This is a genomic window from Bacillus sp. B.PNR1 (genome assembly GCF_030386235.1).
Taxonomy (GTDB): domain Bacteria; phylum Bacillota; class Bacilli; order Bacillales; family Bacillaceae; genus Bacillus; species Bacillus stercoris.
Window position 1 is genome coordinate 1515262 of the sequence record NZ_JANYMN010000001.1, and the last position, 21433, is coordinate 1536694.

Annotated in this window: 21 protein-coding genes; 8 read left to right on the forward strand and 13 right to left on the reverse strand. The window is 42.1% G+C overall.

Translation table 11 applies throughout. From position 1 onward, the window contains the following. The first annotated feature begins 48 nt into the window (after window positions 1–48). Window positions 49–423, forward strand: a complete 375-nt coding sequence (slp, locus tag NZD81_RS07770; RefSeq protein WP_040083253.1) for a peptidoglycan-associated lipoprotein Slp — start codon at window positions 49–51, stop codon at window positions 421–423. A 45-nt stretch (window positions 424–468) separates the two neighbouring features. On the opposite strand, the gene lpdA is transcribed toward slp, so the two are convergent. The 5 genes from lpdA to NZD81_RS07795 form a co-directional block, all read right to left on the reverse strand. Further along, window positions 469–1881 (reverse strand): dihydrolipoyl dehydrogenase, encoded by a 1413-nt coding sequence (lpdA, locus tag NZD81_RS07775; RefSeq protein ID WP_014663834.1) that lies wholly within the window; start codon window positions 1879–1881, stop codon window positions 469–471. Window positions 1882–1885: 4 nt separating this feature from the next. Further along, window positions 1886–3214: a pyruvate dehydrogenase complex dihydrolipoyllysine-residue acetyltransferase gene (pdhC, locus tag NZD81_RS07780; RefSeq protein ID WP_014663833.1), complete on the reverse strand. Its 1329-nt coding sequence runs from the start codon at window positions 3212–3214 to the stop codon at window positions 1886–1888. Window positions 3215–3326: 112 nt separating this feature from the next. Then, complete coding sequence (pdhB, locus tag NZD81_RS07785) at window positions 3327–4304, reverse strand: pyruvate dehydrogenase complex E1 component subunit beta (protein WP_014113660.1); 978 nt, start codon at window positions 4302–4304, stop codon at window positions 3327–3329. A gap of 3 nt (window positions 4305–4307) precedes the next feature. Beyond that, complete coding sequence (gene pdhA / locus NZD81_RS07790) at window positions 4308–5423, reverse strand: pyruvate dehydrogenase (acetyl-transferring) E1 component subunit alpha (RefSeq protein ID WP_003222294.1); 1116 nt, start codon at window positions 5421–5423, stop codon at window positions 4308–4310. A 420-nt stretch (window positions 5424–5843) separates the two neighbouring features. Further along, the gene (locus NZD81_RS07795; protein ID WP_040083254.1) at window positions 5844–6515 is read right to left on the reverse strand and encodes a YkyA family protein; all 672 of its coding nucleotides are present in this window, start codon (window positions 6513–6515) and stop codon (window positions 5844–5846) included. Window positions 6516–6726: 211 nt separating this feature from the next. Between NZD81_RS07795 and NZD81_RS07800 the strand changes: the two genes are divergently transcribed. Both NZD81_RS07800 and def read left to right on the forward strand, forming a co-directional pair. Then, window positions 6727–6885 carry a YjcZ family sporulation protein gene (locus tag NZD81_RS07800; protein WP_014663830.1) on the forward strand — a complete coding sequence of 53 codons (159 nt, stop codon included), beginning with the start codon at window positions 6727–6729 and terminating at the stop codon, window positions 6883–6885. A gap of 107 nt (window positions 6886–6992) precedes the next feature. Then, a complete protein-coding gene (def, locus tag NZD81_RS07805; RefSeq protein ID WP_069149536.1) occupies window positions 6993–7547 on the forward strand; it encodes a peptide deformylase in 555 nt (184 codons plus the stop codon). Window positions 7548–7582: 35 nt separating this feature from the next. On the opposite strand, the gene NZD81_RS07810 is transcribed toward def, so the two are convergent. Next, window positions 7583–8356, reverse strand: coding sequence for a Cof-type HAD-IIB family hydrolase (locus NZD81_RS07810; RefSeq protein ID WP_069838827.1), 774 nt, complete (start codon window positions 8354–8356; stop codon window positions 7583–7585). A gap of 385 nt (window positions 8357–8741) precedes the next feature. On the opposite strand from NZD81_RS07810, the gene rnpZA reads away from it, so the two are divergent. Together rnpZA and rnjA are read left to right on the forward strand one after the other, a co-directional pair. Then, a complete protein-coding gene (gene rnpZA / locus NZD81_RS07815; RefSeq protein ID WP_003222303.1) occupies window positions 8742–8951 on the forward strand; it encodes an RNA polymerase subunit omega 1 in 210 nt (69 codons plus the stop codon). 5 nt (window positions 8952–8956) lie between these two features. Continuing rightward, the gene (gene rnjA, locus NZD81_RS07820) at window positions 8957–10624 is read left to right on the forward strand and encodes a ribonuclease J1 (RefSeq protein WP_003245660.1); all 1668 of its coding nucleotides are present in this window, start codon (window positions 8957–8959) and stop codon (window positions 10622–10624) included. 35 nt (window positions 10625–10659) lie between these two features. Here rnjA and ade read toward each other — a convergent pair whose 3' ends face one another. The 5 genes from ade to abhA all read right to left on the reverse strand — a co-directional run bounded on the left by ade (window position 10660) and on the right by abhA (window position 15873). Beyond that, window positions 10660–12393 (reverse strand): adenine deaminase, encoded by a 1734-nt coding sequence (gene ade / locus NZD81_RS07825; RefSeq protein ID WP_282374293.1) that lies wholly within the window; start codon window positions 12391–12393, stop codon window positions 10660–10662. Window positions 12394–12547: 154 nt separating this feature from the next. Beyond that, complete coding sequence (ktrC, locus tag NZD81_RS07830) at window positions 12548–13213, reverse strand: Ktr system potassium transporter KtrC (protein WP_003222311.1); 666 nt, start codon at window positions 13211–13213, stop codon at window positions 12548–12550. A gap of 31 nt (window positions 13214–13244) precedes the next feature. Next, entirely contained in the window at window positions 13245–14102 is an 858-nt protein-coding gene (locus tag NZD81_RS07835; protein ID WP_052438163.1) for a gamma-glutamylcyclotransferase family protein, read from the reverse strand. A gap of 15 nt (window positions 14103–14117) precedes the next feature. Then, window positions 14118–15404, reverse strand: a complete 1287-nt coding sequence (gene kinC / locus NZD81_RS07840; RefSeq protein ID WP_040083258.1) for a two-component sensor histidine kinase KinC — start codon at window positions 15402–15404, stop codon at window positions 14118–14120. A 190-nt stretch (window positions 15405–15594) separates the two neighbouring features. Beyond that, window positions 15595–15873 carry a transcriptional regulator AbhA gene (abhA, locus tag NZD81_RS07845; protein ID WP_014663823.1) on the reverse strand — a complete coding sequence of 93 codons (279 nt, stop codon included), beginning with the start codon at window positions 15871–15873 and terminating at the stop codon, window positions 15595–15597. Between the two features lie 282 nt (window positions 15874–16155). On the opposite strand from abhA, the gene mreBH reads away from it, so the two are divergent. From mreBH to NZD81_RS07860, 3 genes are all read left to right on the forward strand, one after another. After that, window positions 16156–17163, forward strand: coding sequence for a cell shape-determining protein MreBH (mreBH, locus tag NZD81_RS07850; protein WP_003245743.1), 1008 nt, complete (start codon window positions 16156–16158; stop codon window positions 17161–17163). A 100-nt stretch (window positions 17164–17263) separates the two neighbouring features. Then, a complete protein-coding gene (locus NZD81_RS07855) occupies window positions 17264–17398 on the forward strand; it encodes a protein YkpC (RefSeq protein WP_003238865.1) in 135 nt (44 codons plus the stop codon). A gap of 110 nt (window positions 17399–17508) precedes the next feature. Beyond that, on the forward strand, window positions 17509–18741 hold the full coding sequence (locus NZD81_RS07860) for an aminopeptidase (RefSeq protein ID WP_040083259.1): 1233 nt from the start codon (window positions 17509–17511) through the stop codon (window positions 18739–18741). A gap of 32 nt (window positions 18742–18773) precedes the next feature. On the opposite strand, the gene NZD81_RS07865 is transcribed toward NZD81_RS07860, so the two are convergent. Next, window positions 18774–19685 carry a ketopantoate reductase family protein gene (locus tag NZD81_RS07865; protein ID WP_069149532.1) on the reverse strand — a complete coding sequence of 304 codons (912 nt, stop codon included), beginning with the start codon at window positions 19683–19685 and terminating at the stop codon, window positions 18774–18776. Window positions 19686–19741: 56 nt separating this feature from the next. After that, on the reverse strand, window positions 19742–21364 hold the full coding sequence (locus tag NZD81_RS07870) for an ABC-F family ATP-binding cassette domain-containing protein (protein ID WP_282374292.1): 1623 nt from the start codon (window positions 21362–21364) through the stop codon (window positions 19742–19744). Window positions 21365–21433 lie beyond the last annotated feature (69 nt).

A 21433-nucleotide genomic window follows, 5' to 3' on the forward strand; every position in this document is an offset into this window, starting at 1 on the left:
TGATAAACTAAAGCTAGTTAACTACTGTTTATACAGAGGAGAAGATAGATGCGATATCGCGCGGTATTCCCCATGCTGATAATAGTACTTGCTTTATCGGGCTGTACGCTTTCCACCATCAATCCGATGAAAAAAAGCCGGATTGACAACATTCATCATACACAAATCCTGTTTTTTTCTGATGAGAACCAAATAGACCAAGAAGCGCCTTATTACGACGCACTGCTTGATCTAGAAAAAGATTACCCCGAGCAAATAGATAAAATGAAGGTTTATGATAAAAAAGAAGGCTGGGAAGATGAGATTGAAACTGTCCCTACCCTTATGGTTGTTGATCAGCGCCATGTCGTGGTGAAAATCGAGGGATGTGTGAAAAAGAAAGAAGACATCATTAAACCATTACAGCACGTGCTGTCAAAATAAAAAAAACAGCCCCGCTTTGAGCGAGGGCTGTTTTTGATGTTCAATTTATTTTACGATATGGATCGGACTTCCGATTGCCACTTCAGCTGCTTCCATTGTGATTTCGCCCAATGTTGGGTGAGCGTGAATTGTCATCGCGATATCTTCAGCAGTCATGCCGCCTTCGATCGCTAAGCTTAATTCAGAGATCATATCAGAAGCACTTGCTCCGGCGATTTGCGCACCGATCACAAGACCGTCTTCTTTACGAGTGATCAGCTTCATGAAGCCGTCTGTTTCGTTAAGAGAAAGCGCGCGTCCGTTTGCTGCAAATGGGAATTTAGCAGCAACAATGTCAAGACCTTCTTCTTTCGCCTGTGCTTCAGTGTAACCAACTGATGCAAGTTCAGGCTCAGAGAAAACAACCGCAGGAATACCAAGGTAATCGATTTCTGCAGGCTCTCCAGCGATAGCTTCTGCAGCGATTTTACCTTCGTAAGATGCTTTATGAGCAAGCGGCGGTCCTTCGATGATATCACCGATTGCATAAATGTTAGGTACGTTTGTGCGGCACTGTTTGTCAGTTTTCACGACACCGCGGTCTGTCATTTCAATACCGACTTGCTCAAGACCAAGCTCATCAGTGTTTGGACGGCGTCCTACTGTAATCAATACGTAATCAGCATCAACCGTTTTTTCTTCGCCTTTTACTTCGAAAGTAACTGTTACGCCGTCTGGTCTTTCTTCAACGCCTTTAGCCATCGCATTTGTATGGATTTCAACGTTTCCTTTTTTCTTCAGTCTGCGTGTAACAAGAGAACTCATTTGTTTTTCGAAGCCAGGAAGAATTTCTTCTCCGCCTTCAAGAATAACAAGCTCAGTACCGAAGTTAGCATACGCAGTTCCAAGCTCAGTACCGATGTATCCGCCACCGATAACAACAAGCTTTTTAGGAATTTCTTTAAGAGCTAAAGCGCCTGTTGAATTCAGGACACGCTCACTATATTTGAAGTTTGGCAATTCGATAGGACGAGAACCAGTAGCAATGATTGCGTTTTTGAACGTGTATGTTTGAGCAGAGTTCTCATCCATCACACGAACTGAATTGCTGTCTACAAAGTAAGCTTCACCTTTTACAACATCTACTTTGTTTCCTTTAAGAAGACCTGCTACACCGCCAGTAAGTTTGTTGACAACAGAAGCTTTCCATTCTTGAACTTTTGTGAAATCAACTGTTACGTTCTCAGCAGTGATTCCCATGTCATCAGAATGCTTTGCATTCTCATAACGATGACCTGCGTTGATCAGCGCTTTTGAAGGGATACATCCAACGTTCAGACAAACGCCTCCAAGAGTTGCTTTTTCAACGACTGTTACTTTTTGTCCAAGCTGTGCAGCGCGGATGGCAGCTACATAGCCGCCAGGTCCCGCACCAATTACAAGAGTATCTGTTTCAATAGGGAAATCTCCTACTACCATAACATTACGCCTCCATTAAAATTAATTGTGGATCGTTCAGTAAACGCTTGATGTGATTTAATGCATTTTGCGCAGTTGCTCCGTCGATCATACGGTGGTCGAAGCTGAGAGAAAGAGCTAAGACTGGAGCTGCTACGATTTCGCCATCACGAACAATCGCTTTTTCTGCAATGCGTCCGATACCAAGAATCGCAACTTCTGGATGGTTGATAACCGGAGTGAACCATTGTCCGCCGGCAGAACCGATGTTTGTAATTGTGCAAGATGCGCCTTTCATTTCAGCTGGAGCAAGCTTGCCTTCACGAGCTTTTGTTGCAAGGCCATTGATTTCATCAGAAATTTCAAAGACAGATTTACGATCTGCATTTTTCACAACCGGTACAAGCAAGCCTTTTTCAGTGTCAGCAGCGATACCGATGTTGAAGTAATGTTTTTGGATAACTTCATCTGTTTTATCGTCAATTGACGTGTTTAAAACAGGGAATTTTTTCAGTGCAGATGTAAGAGCTTTTACAACGTAAGGCAAGTAAGTCAGCTTGATTCCTTGATCAGCAGCAACTTGTTTGAACTGTTTACGATGTGCAACAAGGTTTGTTACGTCCACTTCGTCCATTAACGTTACGTGAGGAGCAGTGTGCTTAGAGTTAACCATCGCTTTCGCAATTGCTTTACGGATACCGCTCATTTTTTCGCGTGTTTCTGGGAATTCGCCCTCAGGAGCTGGTGCAGCAGCCGGTTTAGCAGCTGTTTCTTGTGGTGCAGCCGTTTCTTGCGGCGCAGCTTCTTGCGCTCCTCCGTTTACAAAGCTGTCGATATCCTCTTTGACAACACGTCCGTTGTTACCAGAACCAGTTACTTTACGGATATCTACGCCTTTTTCACGAGCATATTTGCGTACAGAAGGCATAGCGATCACGCGTTTGTTCGGGTCAACTTCAGCTTGGTCCTGCTGTCCTGCACCAGTAGCTTTTGCAGGCTCTTTAGCTTGCTCTTCTTTCGCAACGTCTTGTCCAGCTTCTGCAGTTGACTGAACTTGTGCTTCAGTTTTCGCTTCGTCAGACTCATCGCTGCCTTTAAATTGAAGATCTTCGTAACCAGGTGCATCAAACGTAATAATCGTTTGTCCAACAGTTGCAACCGTTCCCTCTTCAACTTTTAATTCTAATACTTTTCCTTTAACAGGTGAAGGAATTTCTACTACTGCTTTATCATTTTGGACTTCAGCCAGTACATCATCTTCGTCTACCTCGTCGTTAGGCTTGACAAACCATTTTACGATTTCGCCTTCGTGGATACCTTCCCCGATATCTGGAAGTTTAAATTCAAATGCCACAGTTCTCGACCTCCTAGTTTGATTAAGCAATTTTAAAGTTACATCGTAAGCATTGAAAACAGATATATAATAGAGGGAAAACGTCATCTTCCCTCTTGATTATGCAGTTTGATTAAAATTCAAGTACTTTTCTTGCTGTTTCAAGAACGTCTTTATGGTTTGGAAGCCATACGCTCTCAGCTTGAGAGAAAGGAAATACTGTATCAGGCGCAGCTACGCGAAGTACAGGTGCTTCCAAGCTCAAGATTGCACGGTCATTAATTTCTGCTACTACGTTTGCAGCAATACCGGCTTGTTTTTGCGCCTCTTGAACGACAATCGCGCGTCCTGTTTTTTCTACAGATGCGATGATTGTATCGATATCAAGCGGGCTTACAGTACGAAGGTCGACAACTTCAGCAGAAATGCCGTCTTTTTCAAGCTCCTCAGCAGCTTTTAATGATTCATGAACCATTGCGCCGTAAGTGATGATTGAAAGATCAGTACCTTCACGTTTCACGTCAGCTTTTCCAAGCTCAATTGTGTATTCTTCTTCAGGAACTTCCTGACGGAAAGAACGGTAAAGCTTCATGTGCTCTAAGAAAACAACAGGATCGTTGTCTCTGATCGCAGAAATTAAAAGTCCTTTGGCATCGTAAGGAGTTGATGGAATAACAACTTTGATACCAGGCTGTTGTGCAACAAGACCTTCTAAGCTGTCAGCGTGAAGTTCAGGCGTATGAACACCGCCGCCGAATGGAGAACGAATTGTTACAGGTGAAGTCCAGCGTCCGCCAGAACGGTAGCGCATACGAGCCATTTGGCCAGAAACTGAATCCATTACTTCGTAAACAAATCCGAAGAATTGGATTTCCATTACCGGACGGAAGCCGTTTAAGCCTAAACCAAGGGCAAGACCGCCGATACCAGATTCAGCAAGTGGCGTGTCAAACACACGGTCTTCACCGAATTCTTTTTGCAATCCTTCTGTCGCACGGAATACGCCGCCGTTTACACCAACGTCTTCTCCGAAAACTAAGACATTTTCGTCATTTTTCAGTTCTGTGCGTAACGCATCCGTGATTGCTTGAATCATTGTCATTTGCGCCATGGCTTACTTCGACTCCTTCTGTGTATAAATTTCAAATTGCTCCTCAAGGTTGTGAGGCATTTTTTCGTACATGATTTTCATTAAATCAGTTACTTTTTGCTTCGGTTCAGCATCAGCTTTTTTGATCGCTTGCTTAATTTCTTCTTTCGCATCCTCAATTACTTTTGCTTCTTCTTCTTCAGACCATAAGCCTTTGTTTTCAAGGAACGCACGGAAGCGTACAAGCGGATCTTTTTGCTCCCACTCATTTTCGATTTCTTTTGTACGATATTTAGTAGGATCGTCACCAGCCATTGTGTGCGGGCCATAACGGAATGTAAGTGTTTCAATTAGTGTCGGACCTTCGCCGTTGATTGCACGCTCACGTGCTTCAGCAGTTGCTGCGTATACAGCAAGCGGATCCATTCCGTCTACTTGTACGCCAACAATACCGGCAGCTACAGCTTTTTGTGCAATTGTTTCAGCTGCAGATTGTTTTTCAACAGGAGTTGAAATCGCGTAACGGTTGTTTTGCACCACGAAGATTGCAGGTGCTTTATAAGCGCCGGCAAAGTTAATTCCTTCGTAGAAGTCCCCTTGAGAAGCTCCGCCGTCACCAGTGTAAGTAATTGCAACAGCTTTCTTACCGCGTTTTTTAAGACCTAGCGCAACACCGGCAGTTTGAATGTATTGAGCACCGATAATGATTTGTGGAGAAAGGGCATTCACATCATCAGGCATTTGGTTTCCTCTGAAATGTCCGCGAGAGAAAAGAAACGCTTGATATAATGGAAGGCCGTGCCAAATTAACTGAGGCACATCACGGTATCCAGGAAGAACAAAGTCTTCTTTTTCAAGCGCGAAATGCGTTGCAATCTGAGAAGCTTCTTGACCCGCAGTAGGAGCGTAAAATCCGAGACGTCCTTGACGGTTTAATGAGATAGAGCGCTGATCAAGCACACGCGTAAATACCATGCGGCGCATTAGCTCTTTTAATTGATCATCAGTTAAATCAGGCATCGCCGCTTCATTCACGACTTCTCCCTTTTCATTTAAAATTTGGAACGTTTCGAACTGCTTTTTAATGGCATCAAATTGCTTCTTACTGTCAACGATAGCTTTTTTCGTTTTTGCAGCCATACTAAGTCACCTCTTCCTTTCTTTTAAACAGTCATTAGACGTGCATTCCTTTATACATACAAACTTAGGGTACCCTAAAGTATCAGCAGTAAGTCGTATATATTTTAGCCGATCCCCAGTTTGCCAAAACCTTTTATGTAGGATAGTTACACTCTGCTTTGAACTGTATTATTTCGAAGTTGTAAAAAACTAATACAACACCGCTTAACATGGATTAGTTTACACCAAATAAAGAAGAGCCGTCAATCGTTTTCATCGCTGATTTTCAATAAATGTATTCGCTTTACATTTTCATTGAAAAAACAGATGTCAACTGCACCCAAAACTGTACTAGTATACCTCACTACGCTGTACTACAATAGAAATGAAAATTTTGAACAAAATCTGCATCGCATTTATTTAAAAAAAGAGCTGATCGAGTCAGCTCTTTTTCACATGATAGCCTGCAGCATCATATAAATCTTCACGGGCTTTATTATATTTTTGCGTTTGCACATTAAATTCTCCGTTATATTTATGGATTTTTTCATAAGAAACATTAACTTTATCGATCTGCTGATCCAGATCATCTCTTGTCAAGTCTTTGTTTTTTAGCTGCATATACAGCTTTTTATTAAGCTTAAGCGCTTTTTGATACTCTTCATACATGGAGCCATATGATGTATACCTTTTCTCCATGTGGTTTGCTGCGGCATAGGCCTTTTCTTTTATGTCTTTTTCCTTAATATGTTCTGCTGACGTTTTTGCTTCTTCAAATTCTGATTCCGATTTTTTCAAGCTGTCATTTTCAAGCTTCAGATGTTCTTCGCGCTTGCTGACGTTTTCAAGCGCCTCATTAGATAAAGCTACAATTTTTTTATAATCATCCATATTGAGCTTCATCACACTATCGTAAAGCTGATTTTCTTTTGCCTCTAATTCTTTGAGTGTTTTTTGTTCTTCTTGAAACGGTTTTTCCGACTCTGCGGCTTTTTCTAATGAATGATGAAGTGAATCAACCGGGTCCTGCTCCATGCATCCTGTTAATATCAGTAGCATAGAACAAAAAGCTCCAATCATTATTACAGGCCGCCGTTTTATTGCGTCTATCACGTTGAATCCCCCAATCTTGACAATTTCTACTATAGAATCCATGGGGACATTTGGCAATAGCTGTGCTGTATAAATGCATACTGAAATTAAATCAAAAAGTGAAAAATCAGGACAGATGACCATACAACTTTTTAGTTTTTACATAGGTTATAGTAGACGCTATGCCTACTTAATAAGGCTCTGGCGTAATTAAAAGAGGAGGTTATGTAATATGTATGGATATGGTTTCGGCGGAGGCTGCTGCGGTTATGGTGGTTACGGATATGGTGGCTACGGATATGGCTACGGCCGCACCTTTGCGCTAATCGTTGTTTTATTCATTCTGTTAATCATTGTCGGAGCTGCTTATTTAGGCGGAGGCTGTTGCTAACCACACAGCATGAACTTGACCAGCCATATACGGCTGGTCATTCGTTCGTTGCACCTTTGTGAAGAAATCCGATATAATTTACATATTAAGCTTTAGGAGTGAGTTTCTTGATTACTATGGAAAACATCGTACGTGACGGCCATCCAGCCCTCAGAGAGACTGCAGAACCAGTTGAGCTGCCTCCAACTGATGCAGAAAAACAGCAGCTGGCCGACATGATCGAATTTGTTAAAAACAGCCAAAATCCGGAATTAGCCGAAAAATACAAGCTGCGCCCTGGCGTAGGACTCGCAGCTCCTCAAATTAATATCAAAAAACGAATGATCGCCGTTCATGCGGAAGATGCTTCCGGCAAGTTGTACAGTTATGCACTGTTTAATCCTAAGATCGTCAGCCATTCAGTTGAAAAAAGCTACTTAACAAGCGGCGAGGGCTGCCTGTCTGTGGATGAAGCGATTCCCGGTTATGTTCCCCGCTATGCTCGCATCAGAGTAAAAGGAACAACACTAGAAGGCGAAAACATTGATATTCGTTTAAAAGGGTTTCCGGCTATTGTGTTTCAGCATGAGATCGATCATTTGAACGGCGTTATGTTCTATGATCATATTGATAAGGAAAATCCTTTTCAAGAGCCTGAAAATGCAATCGCAATTGAACGCTAAAAGAAAAAACGGCTGGCACAATGCCAGCCGTTTCTTTATTTTAAAAGGCCCAATTCTTTGACAGCGTATGCAATTCCATCCTCGTCCACCGGCTTTGTTACAAAGTCCGCGATTTCCTTCAATTCAGGAACAGCATTTCCCATAGCAACGCCTGTTCCAACATATTCAATCATTTGCAGATCATTTAATCCGTCGCCGAAAGCATATGTATCTCCGACATCAAACGGAAGACGCTCGATGACTTTTTTGATCCCTTCTGCCTTCGAGCCTCCGTGAGGCAAAACATCAGTCGATAGCTCATGCCAGCGCACTAGATCAAACTCAGGAAAAGCGGCATAAGCTTTTTCTTCTTCATCCTGACAGAATAAAAGAAGCTGAAAAATTTCTTTTCCTTCATAAAAAAGGTCATCGGTCTCCGGATAATCGGTTTTAAGGCTGCCGATTCCCTCGAGAATATGAGGGTGATCCGCAACTGTGGCTTTCATCGTGTCTTCAGCCATAAACACAACAGGATGTTTGTCTTTCCCCGCCTGTTTTAATAATCGTCTGATTGCATCTTCAGGCAGCGGATTTTTATAAATCACTTGATTTTCAAAGACAACATACTGTCCATTGTAGGAAATAAATGAGTTGATCCCAAGCTCCTCCAAAATCGGCTTAACCATAAACGGCGACCGGCCGCTGGCAATAAACACATGATGCCCTTGGCGCTGCAGCTCCGCCACGGTTTTTCTCGTACTTTCCGGTATATTCTTATCATGATCATATAACGTGCCGTCAATATCAAAAAAGATTAATTTTGAATCCATCGCAACTTCCCCTTTATCGTCTAGTTCTGCAATTCCCAACCTCATCATACAAAAAGTTTGTCATTCAGCAAACAATTTCGTTCAAAAATCATATTAAATTCCATTAATAACCACGAAAAGTCTTCCTTAATCTCCGTATACTATTAGTATAAAAGAACTCTGGGACAAATTTTTTATTAAAGGAGGGACTGGCTAATGCTGCGTAAATTAAGAAAGAAACTCAGAAGACAATGGAACGGAATACTCCGCAAGAAAGCCATTGCCTGACAAGGGATCTTTCACTTTTTGAGAGGTCCTTATTTTGCTCAAGGCTTTCCTTATATTCCGTTTTCGAATATAATAGAATCAGCGAGTCTAACATACGGCATTTAAGGAGAGATTTGGAATGATTTATAAGGTATTTTATCAAGAAAAGGCTGACGAAGTACCTGTACGGGAAAAGACAGATTCACTTTATATTGAAGGCGTATCTGAGCGTGACGTCAGAACAAAGCTGAAAGAAAAGAAATTTAATATTGAGTTTATTACACCTGTGGATGGTGCATTCTTAGAATATGAACAACAGAGCGAAAATTTTAAAGTATTGGAGTTATGAGCGGTATGAAATTTGTAAAAAATGATCAGACTGCTGTTTTCGCCCTAGGAGGTTTGGGCGAAATCGGTAAAAATACGTACGCGGTGCAATTCCAAGATGAAATTGTGCTGATTGATGCGGGGATCAAGTTTCCCGAGGACGAACTGCTCGGAATTGACTACGTTATCCCTGATTATACGTATTTAGTCAAAAACGAAGATAAAATTAAAGGGCTTTTTATCACCCACGGTCACGAAGACCACATCGGCGGTATTCCATACCTGCTCAGACAAGTGAATATTCCTGTATACGGCGGAAAACTCGCGATCGGCTTACTTCGGAATAAACTTGAAGAGCATGGATTATTAAGACAAACGAAACTAAACATTATCGGCGAGGATGATATCGTAAAGTTCCGCAAAACGGCCGTGTCATTCTTCAGAACGACACACAGTATTCCAGATTCCTACGGCATTGTTGTAAAAACGCCACCTGGAAACATCGTACATACTGGGGATTTCAAATTCGACTTTACTCCAGTCGGAGAGCCAGCAAACTTAACGAAAATGGCCGAAATCGGAAAAGAAGGCGTTTTATGCCTTCTTTCAGACAGCACAAACAGTGAAAACCCTGAGTTCACCATGTCTGAGCGCCGTGTAGGAGAAAGCATTCATGACATTTTCCGCAAGGTGGACGGCCGAATTATCTTCGCTACATTTGCGTCGAATATTCACCGCTTGCAGCAGGTAATCGAGGCTGCTGTACAAAATGGAAGAAAAGTTGCCGTATTTGGACGCAGTATGGAATCGGCTATCGAAATTGGACAGACACTCGGTTATATTAACTGTCCTAAAAATACGTTTATTGAGCATAACGAAATCAATCGTATGCCTGCTAATAAAGTAACGATTTTATGTACAGGAAGCCAAGGGGAACCAATGGCGGCGTTATCAAGAATTGCAAATGGCACACACCGCCAAATTTCAATCAATCCTGGGGATACAGTCGTATTTTCTTCATCCCCTATCCCAGGCAACACAATCAGTGTGAGTCGAACGATCAACCAGCTGTATCGCGCGGGTGCTGAGGTTATTCACGGCCCTCTTAACGATATCCATACATCTGGTCACGGCGGACAGGAAGAACAGAAGCTGATGCTCCGTTTAATCAAGCCTAAATTCTTCATGCCGATTCACGGTGAGTACAGAATGCAAAAGATGCATGTCAAGCTTGCAACAGATTGCGGCATCCCAGAGGAAAACTGCTTTATCATGGATAACGGTGAAGTATTAGCGCTTAAAGGCGATGAGGCTTCGGTTGCAGGAAAAATCCCGTCCGGTTCAGTATACATTGACGGAAGCGGTATCGGTGATATTGGCAATATCGTACTTCGTGATCGCAGAATTCTCTCTGAAGAAGGCCTTGTCATCGTTGTTGTCAGCATTGACATGGACGACTTCAAGATTTCAGCGGGTCCTGATTTGATTTCCAGAGGATTTGTATACATGAGAGAATCTGGCGACTTGATCAACGACGCTCAAGAGCTCATTTCAAATCACTTACAAAAAGTCATGGAACGAAAAACGACTCAATGGTCTGAAATCAAAAACGAGATTACAGACACTCTTGCACCTTTCTTGTACGAAAAAACAAAGCGCCGTCCGATGATCCTGCCGATCATTATGGAGGTTTGAAAAAAAGATGCACTCACTTAGGGAGTGCATCTTTTTTATTGCAGTGATATATGTTGAAAAGATTTTACATCAAATAATCCTGTTGTCGTCATTTTGATATCTGGAATAACAGGCAAAGCTAAAAACGACAATGTCAAAAATGGATTAAATCCGCCTTTAAAACCGACTAACGACAATTGATCATGCAGCGTCAGCAAGCTTTGATTCACTTGCTCCGCGGTTTGGTCGGATAATAACCCTGCAATCGGCAGCGGTACTGAATGGAGCTCTTCCCCATTTTTTATAATCGTTAATCCTCCGCCAATTTCCTGCAGTTTATTTACTGCCGCCGCAATATCCTCATCATTCGTTCCGACGGCAATAATATTATGGGAGTCGTGTGAAATGGTTGTGGCGATTGCTCCGCTCTTGAATCCAAATCCTTTCACAACACCGAGCCCGATTTCTTTTAATCCTTTATGCCGCTCAACAACTGCAATCTTTAACAAATCGAGCTCAGTGTCAGGCTCAAAGTTGCGGGCACCAGAAGCCGGAACATGTACTAATCGTGTTTCAAGCTGGTTTGGAATGATTTGAATGACATTGAGCTGCTGCTCTGAATCAATCGGCATAAGAAAATCCTGTTTGTTAAGAGGAGCAGCAAGCTTAACAGAGTCTAACAGTGCCGGTTCTGATGCTGCAGTAGAAGCATGCTCCTGATAGACTGCTTTGCTGTCTTCAGCAACAGTCTGTCCTTTTATCATCGTCCTTGTGACAATGACATTTTCCAGATCAGATACAAAGAGCAAATCAGCGTCAAAACCCGGGGCAATCGCTCCCTTTGTATCTAGTCCGTAGCATTCGGCTGCATTGAGGCTTCCTAATTGATAAGCTATAAACGGATCAAGACCGGCTTGAATCGCCATTTTCACCTGATGATTCACACTTCCCTCTGACAGCAAATCATCCACATGTTTATCATCTGTACAGAAAAAGAAACGGCGTGCGTTCTTTTCATTCACCGCCGGCAGCACATTGAGAGTATTTTTTGCGACTGAACCCTCACGCATCATGACATACATGCCCCTTCTGATACGATCAAGAGCTTCTTCCTTCGATGTTACTTCATGATCGTTTGAAACAAATGCGGTTCTATAAATGTTAATGAGGTCTGTTGATAAACCGGCTAAATGGCCGTCTATCCGTTTTCCTGCAACACGTGCATCAAGCAGTTTCTGAACCATATCTTCTTCAGCCTGCTGAACCGACACATAATCCATAACTTCAGCCAGCCCTAATACTTCTTCTTCTTCATAAAAAGGCTTGAGATCGACAGCTTTGAGAATTGCGCCTGATCGCTCAAAACTTGCGGCAGGCACACTGGAAGGAAGCATAAAATAAATGTTCAGCGGTGTATGTCGGGCTTGTTCAAGCATAAACGCAATCCCTTTTTCCCCAGACACATTCGCGATCTCATGCGGGTCTGTAACAACGGTCGTCACGCCATGAGGCAATACTGCTTTAGCAAACTCTATCGGTGTAACCATTGATGACTCAATATGTACATGTCCATCAATAAAACCCGGAACAATCATTTGTCCCTCTGCATCAATGACATTTTCGCCTTCATAGTCGCCAAGGCCTACAATAACTCCGTCTGTAATCGCAATATCTTCATATATCCACTCTTGATTATATACGTCCATCATTTTTCCGTTCTTAATGACGATATCAGCTTTTTGTCTTCGGGCTGAAGCATTCAGCCTATTGACTAGCGCTTCTTTATTCAAATAGGCCCCTCCTCTTTTTTATTATATGGTACAATATGCTATCGGATCGCCTATGCTTAGTCAATAAAATGTTAAGAAATTGACGCTCGGTTCATTAAAGTTGTTATATTCTGATAATATTAAAACCGCCCTCTGTGGACGGTTTTTTTTACTGCTATTTTGTATGAAGAACTCTTTTTTCAAAACGGGAGATGTCTGTGACTGACCCAATAACAATAAGTATATCTTCTTGGTGGATGACTTCGGTTGCAAGCGGTGATACGATAACTTCCTTGCCCCTTTTAATGGCTACAATGTTAATACCGTATTTTGCACGTATATCTAAATCAAGAAGTGTATTTCCAGCCAGACGGCTGTTAGCTACTATTTCAACAAGACTATGCTCTTCAGACAGCTCCAAATAGTCAAGTACATTGTTGGACACGATATTATGTGCAATTCTTTTTGCCATATCGCGTTCCGGGTGTACAATGTGATCCGCACCGATTTTAGACAGCACTTTTTCGTGATAATCGTTCTGTGCTTTAACTGTAATCGTATGAACGCCGAGTTCTTTCAGAATGAGTGTTGTTAAAATACTCGCTTGAATATTTTCCCCGATGGCTACAATCACGTGGTCAAAATTTCGCAGGCCTAAATTTTTCAGGACAGATTCGTCTGTTGAATCACCGATAACGGCGTGAGATGCTATCTTGGCATACTCGTTGACTTTATCTTCATCGATATCCATTGCCATAACCTCGACGCCTTCTTCGCTTAATGCTTTGCAAATACTGCCGCCAAAACGGCCTAGCCCAATTACCGCAAATTCTTTTTTCATAGTGGTGCTCCTTTATATAACATCATATTGATCAAATTTTATCATAATCTTTTGTTACAGTGTTATCCTTTGGCAGCGAATTCATATGCTGCTTAAGCTTTTCAGTAAACTCAGGCGACAAATACAGCTCCGCCCCGCGTTCAATTTCAATCTGATAGTGCTGAGGCGGAGCAGTTTCCGCTTCTTTTTTGAGAACGAGAAAGGTTAAGCAGTCTGTATAGTGTCTTCCGCCTGCTTCAACGTCCACAAATGCCGGCCGATACGTAAGTGATTCAACGCCCTCCCTTTTATATAGATAGGAGAGAGCAGAATAAGGGATCCGATATAAAACGCCTTCTGTTATTCCTCCGTCTTCCAGCATATCCGCTCTTGAGCCGTCTTCTCTTTTTAACGTGAAGCGGGTTGTGTATCCTTTTAAAACAGCTCTTCCCACTGGATCTTGAAAATAGTGACTGACTCCCGCCTTTTGAAAGCGGGCATGATCCATGCATGATCCATAGGCAAAATAATAAACGGGATTTTTCGATTTGCTGATCATCTGATGTTCTTTCCAGTCCCCAATGCTTATTTTCGTAAAACCGGCACACTCGTCTTTGTTCATAAAATAAATAAGCGCATTTTTAATTCCGACATCGGTTTCTATAAACACCATTTGTTTATGATATCCTTGAAAAAATTGATCAAGCTTATGTATACACAATTCGTCTGCTTCATATACTTCGCCGTATATATAGCCTTCACCATTTAAAACGGCTGTGGGCCCCTCTTTGGCAGCAAACATACTTCCCTTTGTTCTGGCCTGCTCATTGATACATGCCGATTGTGCCAGCAAATGATGGTTTTTTTCATGCTTTCTTAGTGTCCCGTATACAAACAGAAGCGAGTTCATTTTATTTTTCTCCTCTCAGCTGTCTGATTTTAAAGGCAAAACCACTTGAAAGACACTGCCTTTTCCAGCTTCGCTTTCGATTTTCAATTCCCCGTCATGTTCCTTCAAGATTCTCAAACAAATGGGAAGTCCCAATCCGGTACCCTTTTCTTTTGTGGAATAAAAAGGTTTGCCAATCTGCTTCAGTTTTTCCTGCGGCATACCGCTTCCTTCATCCTTTACGCTTATCACTGCATGAGAGGCGGTTTTTGCAGTTGAAATGGTTACGACACCGCCCTGTGGCATTGCCTCAATTCCGTTTTTAATGATATTGATAAAAACCTGCTTTAGCTGATTCTCGTCCCCGTTAATCATGCAGCCATCTGTCTCTTTGAAATGTTTCTCTATGACGATATTGGACAGAATAGCATTGGTATCAAGCAATGTCGTGACTTGTTTCAAAATCTCATTAAGCTGGTGCGTTTTGAATGTAATCGCCTGCGGTTTTGCAAGCAGCAACAGCTCGCTGAGAACTAAATCGATTCTTTTAATCTCTGAAAAGATGATGTCAAAATAGTCTTTTCTGTCCGGATATTGTGTTTTCATAATCTGGAGGAAACCGCTGACAGATGTTAAAGGGTTTCTAACCTCATGAGCAATACCGGCGGCAAGTTCACTTGTGATTGATAGTTTCTGGGATTCCCTCGCCAGCCGTTCATTAATCTCAATGAGCTCATCTTCAGCCTCTTTCCGCTCAGTGATATCTGACATTGTACCCAGGCTGCCTGTAAATTGGTCATCCCGGTCATAGTAAAGTTTATAATGAACTTCTCCCCAAAAAATCGTGCCGTTCTTTGTCACGTATTTTGCCGTAAACATGCCAGAAGACGCCTTGTTTTGGATTTGTGTGTTAATGTGGTCCGCTACGTGCTTTTCTTTTATGAAGTAATCATTATACATCGTTCCCATACATTCACTGATTGAAAAGCCGGTTATTGATGCCCACGCTTGGTTTAAATATGTAATTTCGCCTTTTGCATTCGTTTGAAATACGATTTCCTGCAAATTATCCATGATACGGTTTTTTTCTTCAGAAAGCTGCTTATACTTCCATTCGTTATCCTTCATTTTCTTAACCAGCTGCTGTTTCTCATCAATATAATAAGCCAGCATCCAGACACTCACCAGCGTGACTGCAGTATACACAATATCAACAGGCCAATTAATCGGGTTTTTGCCTATAAAATAAAATAAATAATCCCAAAACATTATAAAAATCATTGCCAAAATGATGGAAATGATACGAGCTTGATATTTTCTCATATGACCACCTGCCGCTTGTGTTTCTCTACTTATTGTACCATTCTTCGACAAATAATTGAGTAAAATATGTAAAGTATCCCAAATCATTCATTACCAAATATTCTTGATGTCTTATCTTAGGCGGCGGTAATCAAAAATTGGCACGCAAAAAAGGCGGAGATGATATCGCTCCGCCTTTTTCAACATAATTTTATTCTTTTAAAGCGGCTTGAATTTCTTCGAGAAGCAGCTGTGCACCCTCAGGGCTTAGCGTAATTTTGCCGTTGCCGTAATCTTTATTTTCTGAAGTGATTTCTCCAGTCATTAAACAAACGCCATGAGGTTTGTACTTTTTCAAGATAATTTTATCTCCGTCAACAAAAAACTCAATGCTGTCTTTTATGGCAATATCCAATGCCCGTCTTAACTCTATCGGCATAACAATGCGGCCTAATTCATCTACTTTTCTCACAACACCTATTGATTTCATAAAAACCCTTCTTCCTTTAAATGTTTCTTTTCTCATGTAATGTTTAAGGATGCACCTCAATATATCGTAGACGAATGAAACTCAAAAAAAGTTTCCCGCTTTCTATAAGAATCACAAGATATTTTTTCCATAAAACCGAAAAATGTATTACTTCTGTTACACAGCTCCTTGATTTTTTACAAAAACATTTCTTTACCGACACACACCCCCAAAAATCGCAGTATTTCTGAGAAACTTTAAATGTAGAATCATATTAAATTAGGATAGAGATTGGGTGAAAACATGTTTCAATCAACTGAAATTGGGATTGACTTAGGAACTGCTAATATACTTGTTTACAGCAAAAATAAAGGGATTATCCTAAATGAACCATCTGTTGTCGCAGTGGATACAACGACAAAAGCAGTGCTTGCAATCGGAGCTGACGCCAAAAACATGATCGGTAAAACACCGGGAAAAATTGTGGCTGTCAGACCGATGAAAGATGGCGTGATCGCAGACTATGATATGACAACTGATCTGCTAAAGCACATTATGAAAAAAGCCGCAAAAAGCATCGGCATGTCGTTCAGAAAGCCGAACGTAGTCGTTTGCACACCGTCAGGCTCAACAGCGGTAGAGCGCCGTGCCATCAGTGATGCGGTGAAAAATTGCGGCGCGAAAAACGTTCATTTAATCGAAGAGCCAGTAGCAGCCGCCATCGGAGCGGATTTACCGGTTGACGAGCCGGTTGCCAATGTGGTCGTAGATATCGGCGGAGGGACGACAGAAGTCGCTATCATTTCCTTCGGTGGCGTTGTTTCCTGCCATTCTATTAGAATCGGCGGAGACCAGCTTGATGAGGATATCGTTTCTTTCGTCCGGAAAAAATACAATTTACTGATCGGCGAACGTACGGCTGAGCAGGTAAAAATGGAAATCGGCCATGCTCTGATTGAACATATACCTGAGGCAATGGAAATTCGGGGACGCGACCTCGTGACAGGCCTTCCAAAAACCATTATGCTTCAATCCAACGAAATTCAAGATGCAATGCGCGAATCTCTCCTGCATATTCTTGAAGCCATCAGAGCGACACTTGAGGACTGCCCGCCTGAATTAAGCGGAGATATTGTCGACCGCGGCGTTATTTTAACAGGAGGCGGCGCGCTTCTTAATGGAATTAAAGAATGGCTTACAGAAGAGATTGTCGTGCCTGTACATGTGGCGCAAAACCCGCTTGAATCTGTAGCAATCGGCACAGGCCGTTCTTTAGAAGTGATTGATAAGCTGCAAAAGGCAATTAAATAGTCTGCCCTTGCATAAATCTCACACGCGGCAAATTTCTTGCTTCTTTTTTCCTCACTTCCTTCATATTGTGGGAAATGGAGAAACGTTAAGGAGGAAACCGATGCTAAGAGATTTAGGAAGAAGAGTAGCGATCGCAGCCATTTTAAGCGGAATTATTCTTGGGGGCATGAGCATTTCTTTGGCAAATATGCCCCATTCGCCTGCAGGCGGCACTGTAAAACTGAATCATCCATAGTATTGAAAAACCCAAGACATGTCGTTTTGGGTTTTTCACTTTGGCCTCCTTCTTTCCTTTATAGGATCATATTTGATATGATGAGAAAAAAGCTTGAGGAGGAATGGTTTATGGATTCATTTTCACAGAAGTTAAATACATATGCACAACTGGCAGTAGAAGTCGGTGTAAATGTCCAAAAAGGCCAGCATGTAGTCGTAAATGCTTCAACAGACGTACGGGATTTTGTCCGCTTAATTGTAAAACACGCATATGAAAAGGGTGCAAAAAACGTCACAGTGAATTGGCAGGATGACGAAGTCGCCAAATTAAAATACGAGCTTGCGCCGTTTGAGGCATTTGAAGAATATCCTGAATGGGAAGCAAAAGGCAGAGAAGAGCTTGCCAAAAATGGAGCAGCTTTCATTTCTGTTGTGTCGTCAAACCCAGACTTGCTAAAGGGTGTAGATTCCAAACGGATTGCGGCATTCCAAAAAGCAGCAGGCAAAGCATTACATACATACAGACAATATATTCAATCAGACAAAGTCAGCTGGACTGTCGTAGGTGCGGCATCAGAGGGCTGGGCTCAGAAGGTGTTTCCTGGAAAATCAAAGGAGGAAGCCATTCACCTTCTGTGGGAAGAAATTTTTAAAGCGACGCGCGTAAACGAAGACAATCCAGTTCAGGCGTGGATCAAGCATGACCAAAATCTTCATGAAAAAGTTGATCATTTGAACGAGAGACATTACGCTGCCTTACATTATCAAGCAGAAGGAACTGATTTAACAATTAAGCTGCCTAGAAAGCATGTTTGGGCAGGTGCAGGAAGCGTGAATGAAAGCGGCCATGAATTTATGGCTAATATGCCGACAGAAGAAGTATTCACGCTGCCTCAAAAAGACGGGGTTGACGGAGTAGTATCAAGCACAAAACCATTAAGCTACGGCGGAAATATTATTGAAAATTTCACTCTCACGTTTAAAAATGGCCGTATAATAGACATTAAAGCTGAACAAGGTGAAGACATTTTAAAAGAACTGGTGGAAGCAGATGAAGGTTCTCACTATTTAGGTGAAGTGGCACTTGTTCCTTACGATTCGCCTATATCACAATCAAACATTCTTTTCTATAACACGTTGTTTGATGAAAACGCGTCAAATCATTTGGCGATCGGAAGCGCCTATGCCTTTAATATTGAAGGCGGAAAGCAGATGTCTCGTGAAGAGCTTGTCAAAGAAGGCTTAAATGAAAGCATTACACACGTAGACTTTATGATCGGTTCAAAGGATATGAATATTGACGGAATTACGGATGATGGAAAAAGAGAACCTATTTTCCGAAACGGAAATTGGGCTTTTTAAATAAATAAAAGGAGGCTTTTCGCCTCCTTTTTTTATTTTTCTGCTTCATACATTTGCAGATTAGCATAAACGGTTTCTAATACGGGTGCCGCGAGAGATAAACGTTTTGCTTTTTCAAGCAAAAATCCATGCAGGTGGTCACCTTCAGTCGTTTGGCCGTTTTCCATATCCCGAAGCATGGAGGACTTCATATGATAAGACATGCTTGTCATCGTACGAAAGCTCTCTTCCTCAAGATCCGGATCAGCCGGAACGCCTTCTTTACGTAAAACAGCGCCAATTTCCCCTATAAGAGTTTGGGCCGTGTGACGTCCGCCTTCTGTGTCGAGGATCGGGCCAAGCGGTCGTTGAAATAACGTTGTAATCCCCGCTTGCGCTGCAATAAAGAGATACTTTTTCCAAATGTCCTTCTCGATATGCCCGCTAATGATGACTTCAGCCTTCACGCTTGAAAATGCCTCTTCAAGCGCTTTTATTCGATCCGTACGCTCTCCGTTCCATTCTCCAAATACAAAACGATGCGATGCACTCGTATGATGAATTTCTCCTCTGTTGTCTAAAGCACTTTCTATAAAACACAGGCCGCCCAGCACCTGTTCTTTTGAAAATGCCGCGAACAGCTGCTCATAGTGGCGGTACCCGTTTAAGAAAGGGATAATGACAGATTCCTGATGGATAAACGGCTTGACATCGTTTATCACCTGATCAAGCGAGTATGCTTTAGAAGCAATGATAACGACATCAAATCGCCCTGTTTCTCCGGCAGTGATTAATACGGGCTGAAACGATGCATCCCCTTTTTCACTATGGATGACAAGCCCGGTTTCTTTAAGCTGCTGAGCTCGTTTTTGGCGCACGAGAAATGTCACATCATTTCCTTTCTCTGCAAGCCGTCCGCCAATATACCCACCTACTCCGCCTGCTCCGACGACTAAAAATTTCATATTGTGGCCCCCTTTCATAATGATGTATCAAAAAAAGCAGAGAAATCTCTGCTTTTTTATTCCGCGTATAGTTCAGCCAATTTTTTCTGCACATCAGTATTTTCAAGGAACTCGTCATAGCTCATTTGCTTATCAACGATGCCATTAGGTGTAATTTCTATAATTCTGTTGGCAATGGTTTGCACAAACTGATGGTCATGCGATGTAAACAGCATAGCGCCTTTAAAGCTGATTAAGCCGTTATTGAGCGCTGTAATGGATTCTAAGTCTAAATGGTTAGTCGGCTCATCCAAAATTAAAATATTGGCTCCAGAAAGCATCGCTTTTGACAGCATACAGCGGACCTTTTCTCCCCCGGAAAGTACATTTGCTTTTTTGTGGACTTCTTCTCCGGAGAACAGCATGCGTCCTAAGAACCCGCGTAAAAAGCTCTCACTTTGGTCGTGCGGAGAATATTGGCGAAGCCAGTCTACAAGATTCAGATCACTGCCTTCGAAATATTCACTGTTGTCTTTTGGAAAATACGCTTGTGATGTGGTAACACCCCATTTAAACGTTCCGCTGTCAGCTTCCATTTCCCCGGAAATGATTTTAAACAGTGTAGTAACAGCAAGTTCGTTCCGGCCAGTGAAAGCAATTTTATCTTCTCGGTTCATAATGAAGCTGACATTGTCAAGCACCTTTACGCCATCGATTGTTTTTGTTAATCCTTCCACCTGAAGAACGTCATTTCCGATTTCCCGTTCTGGCGTGAAGTTAACGTAAGGATAGCGGCGGGAAGACGGTTTAATATCATCCAGCGTGATTTTTTCGAGAAGTTTCTTCCTTGATGTGGCCTGCTTAGATTTAGACGCATTGGCGCTGAATCTAGCGACAAACTCTTGAAGCTGTTTAATCTGCTCTTCTTTTTTCTTGTTCGCTTCTTGAGAAAGCTTTAACGCCAGCTGGCTTGACTCGTACCAGAAATCATAGTTTCCGACATAGATTTGAATTTTATTAAAATCAAGGTCGGCAATGTGCGTACACACTTTATTTAAGAAGTGACGGTCATGGGATACGACAATAACTGTATTTTCAAAGTTAATCAGAAACTCTTCAAGCCACTGGATTGCCTGAAGGTCCAAGTGGTTCGTCGGCTCATCGAGCAGCAGAACATCCGGCTTGCCGAATAATGCCTGTGCCAAGAGAACTTTTACCTTCTCCGAACCGCCAATATCTTCCATCTTCTTTGTGTGCAGGTCTTCTGAGATACCAAGACCTTTTAAAAGGATCGCCGCTTCACTTTCCGCTTCCCATCCGTTCAGTTCCGCAAATTCACCTTCTAGCTCGGCAGCGCGAATCCCATCCTCGTCTGAGAAATCAGGCTTCATGTAAATAGCGTCTTTCTCCTGCATAACTTCATAGAGGCGCTTGTGACCCATGATGACCACTTTCAGCACTTCATACTCTTCGTACTCAAAATGGTTCTGCTTCAAGACAGCAAGACGTTCGCCAGGACTCATATGCACGTCGCCTGTCTGAGGCTCGATTTCGCCTGAAAGCACCTTTAGAAACGTTGATTTACCGGCACCATTTGCACCAATTAACCCATAGCAGTTGCCTGGGGTAAATTTAATATTAACATCTTCAAATAACTTACGATCCGCAAACCGCAAGCTTACATTATTTACAGCAATCATTTATTATCCTCCATCATGTCTATCATCAATAAAAGTATACCATGAATACAGGGCAAGAGAAATGATTCC

Coding starts and splice junctions, on each gene's coding strand:
- slp (WP_040083253.1), top strand. CDS start 49: ATGCGATATCGCGCGGTATTCCCCATGCTGATAATAGTACTTGCTTTA.
- lpdA (WP_014663834.1), bottom strand. CDS start 1,881: ATGGTAGTAGGAGATTTCCCTATTGAAACAGATACTCTTGTAATTGGT.
- pdhB (WP_014113660.1), bottom strand. CDS start 4,304: ATGGCGCAAATGACAATGATTCAAGCAATCACGGATGCGTTACGCACA.
- pdhA (WP_003222294.1), bottom strand. CDS start 5,423: ATGGCTGCAAAAACGAAAAAAGCTATCGTTGACAGTAAGAAGCAATTT.
- NZD81_RS07800 (WP_014663830.1), top strand. CDS start 6,727: ATGTATGGATATGGTTTCGGCGGAGGCTGCTGCGGTTATGGTGGTTAC.
- NZD81_RS07810 (WP_069838827.1), bottom strand. CDS start 8,356: ATGGATTCAAAATTAATCTTTTTTGATATTGACGGCACGTTATATGAT.
- rnpZA (WP_003222303.1), top strand. CDS start 8,742: ATGATTTATAAGGTATTTTATCAAGAAAAGGCTGACGAAGTACCTGTA.
- rnjA (WP_003245660.1), top strand. CDS start 8,957: ATGAAATTTGTAAAAAATGATCAGACTGCTGTTTTCGCCCTAGGAGGT.
- ktrC (WP_003222311.1), bottom strand. CDS start 13,213: ATGAAAAAAGAATTTGCGGTAATTGGGCTAGGCCGTTTTGGCGGCAGT.
- NZD81_RS07835 (WP_052438163.1), bottom strand. CDS start 14,102: ATGAACTCGCTTCTGTTTGTATACGGGACACTAAGAAAGCATGAAAAA.
- kinC (WP_040083258.1), bottom strand. CDS start 15,404: ATGAGAAAATATCAAGCTCGTATCATTTCCATCATTTTGGCAATGATT.
- abhA (WP_014663823.1), bottom strand. CDS start 15,873: ATGAAATCAATAGGTGTTGTGAGAAAAGTAGATGAATTAGGCCGCATT.
- mreBH (WP_003245743.1), top strand. CDS start 16,156: ATGTTTCAATCAACTGAAATTGGGATTGACTTAGGAACTGCTAATATA.
- NZD81_RS07855 (WP_003238865.1), top strand. CDS start 17,264: ATGCTAAGAGATTTAGGAAGAAGAGTAGCGATCGCAGCCATTTTAAGC.
- NZD81_RS07860 (WP_040083259.1), top strand. CDS start 17,509: ATGGATTCATTTTCACAGAAGTTAAATACATATGCACAACTGGCAGTA.
- NZD81_RS07865 (WP_069149532.1), bottom strand. CDS start 19,685: ATGAAATTTTTAGTCGTCGGAGCAGGCGGAGTAGGTGGGTATATTGGC.
- NZD81_RS07870 (WP_282374292.1), bottom strand. CDS start 21,364: ATGATTGCTGTAAATAATGTAAGCTTGCGGTTTGCGGATCGTAAGTTA.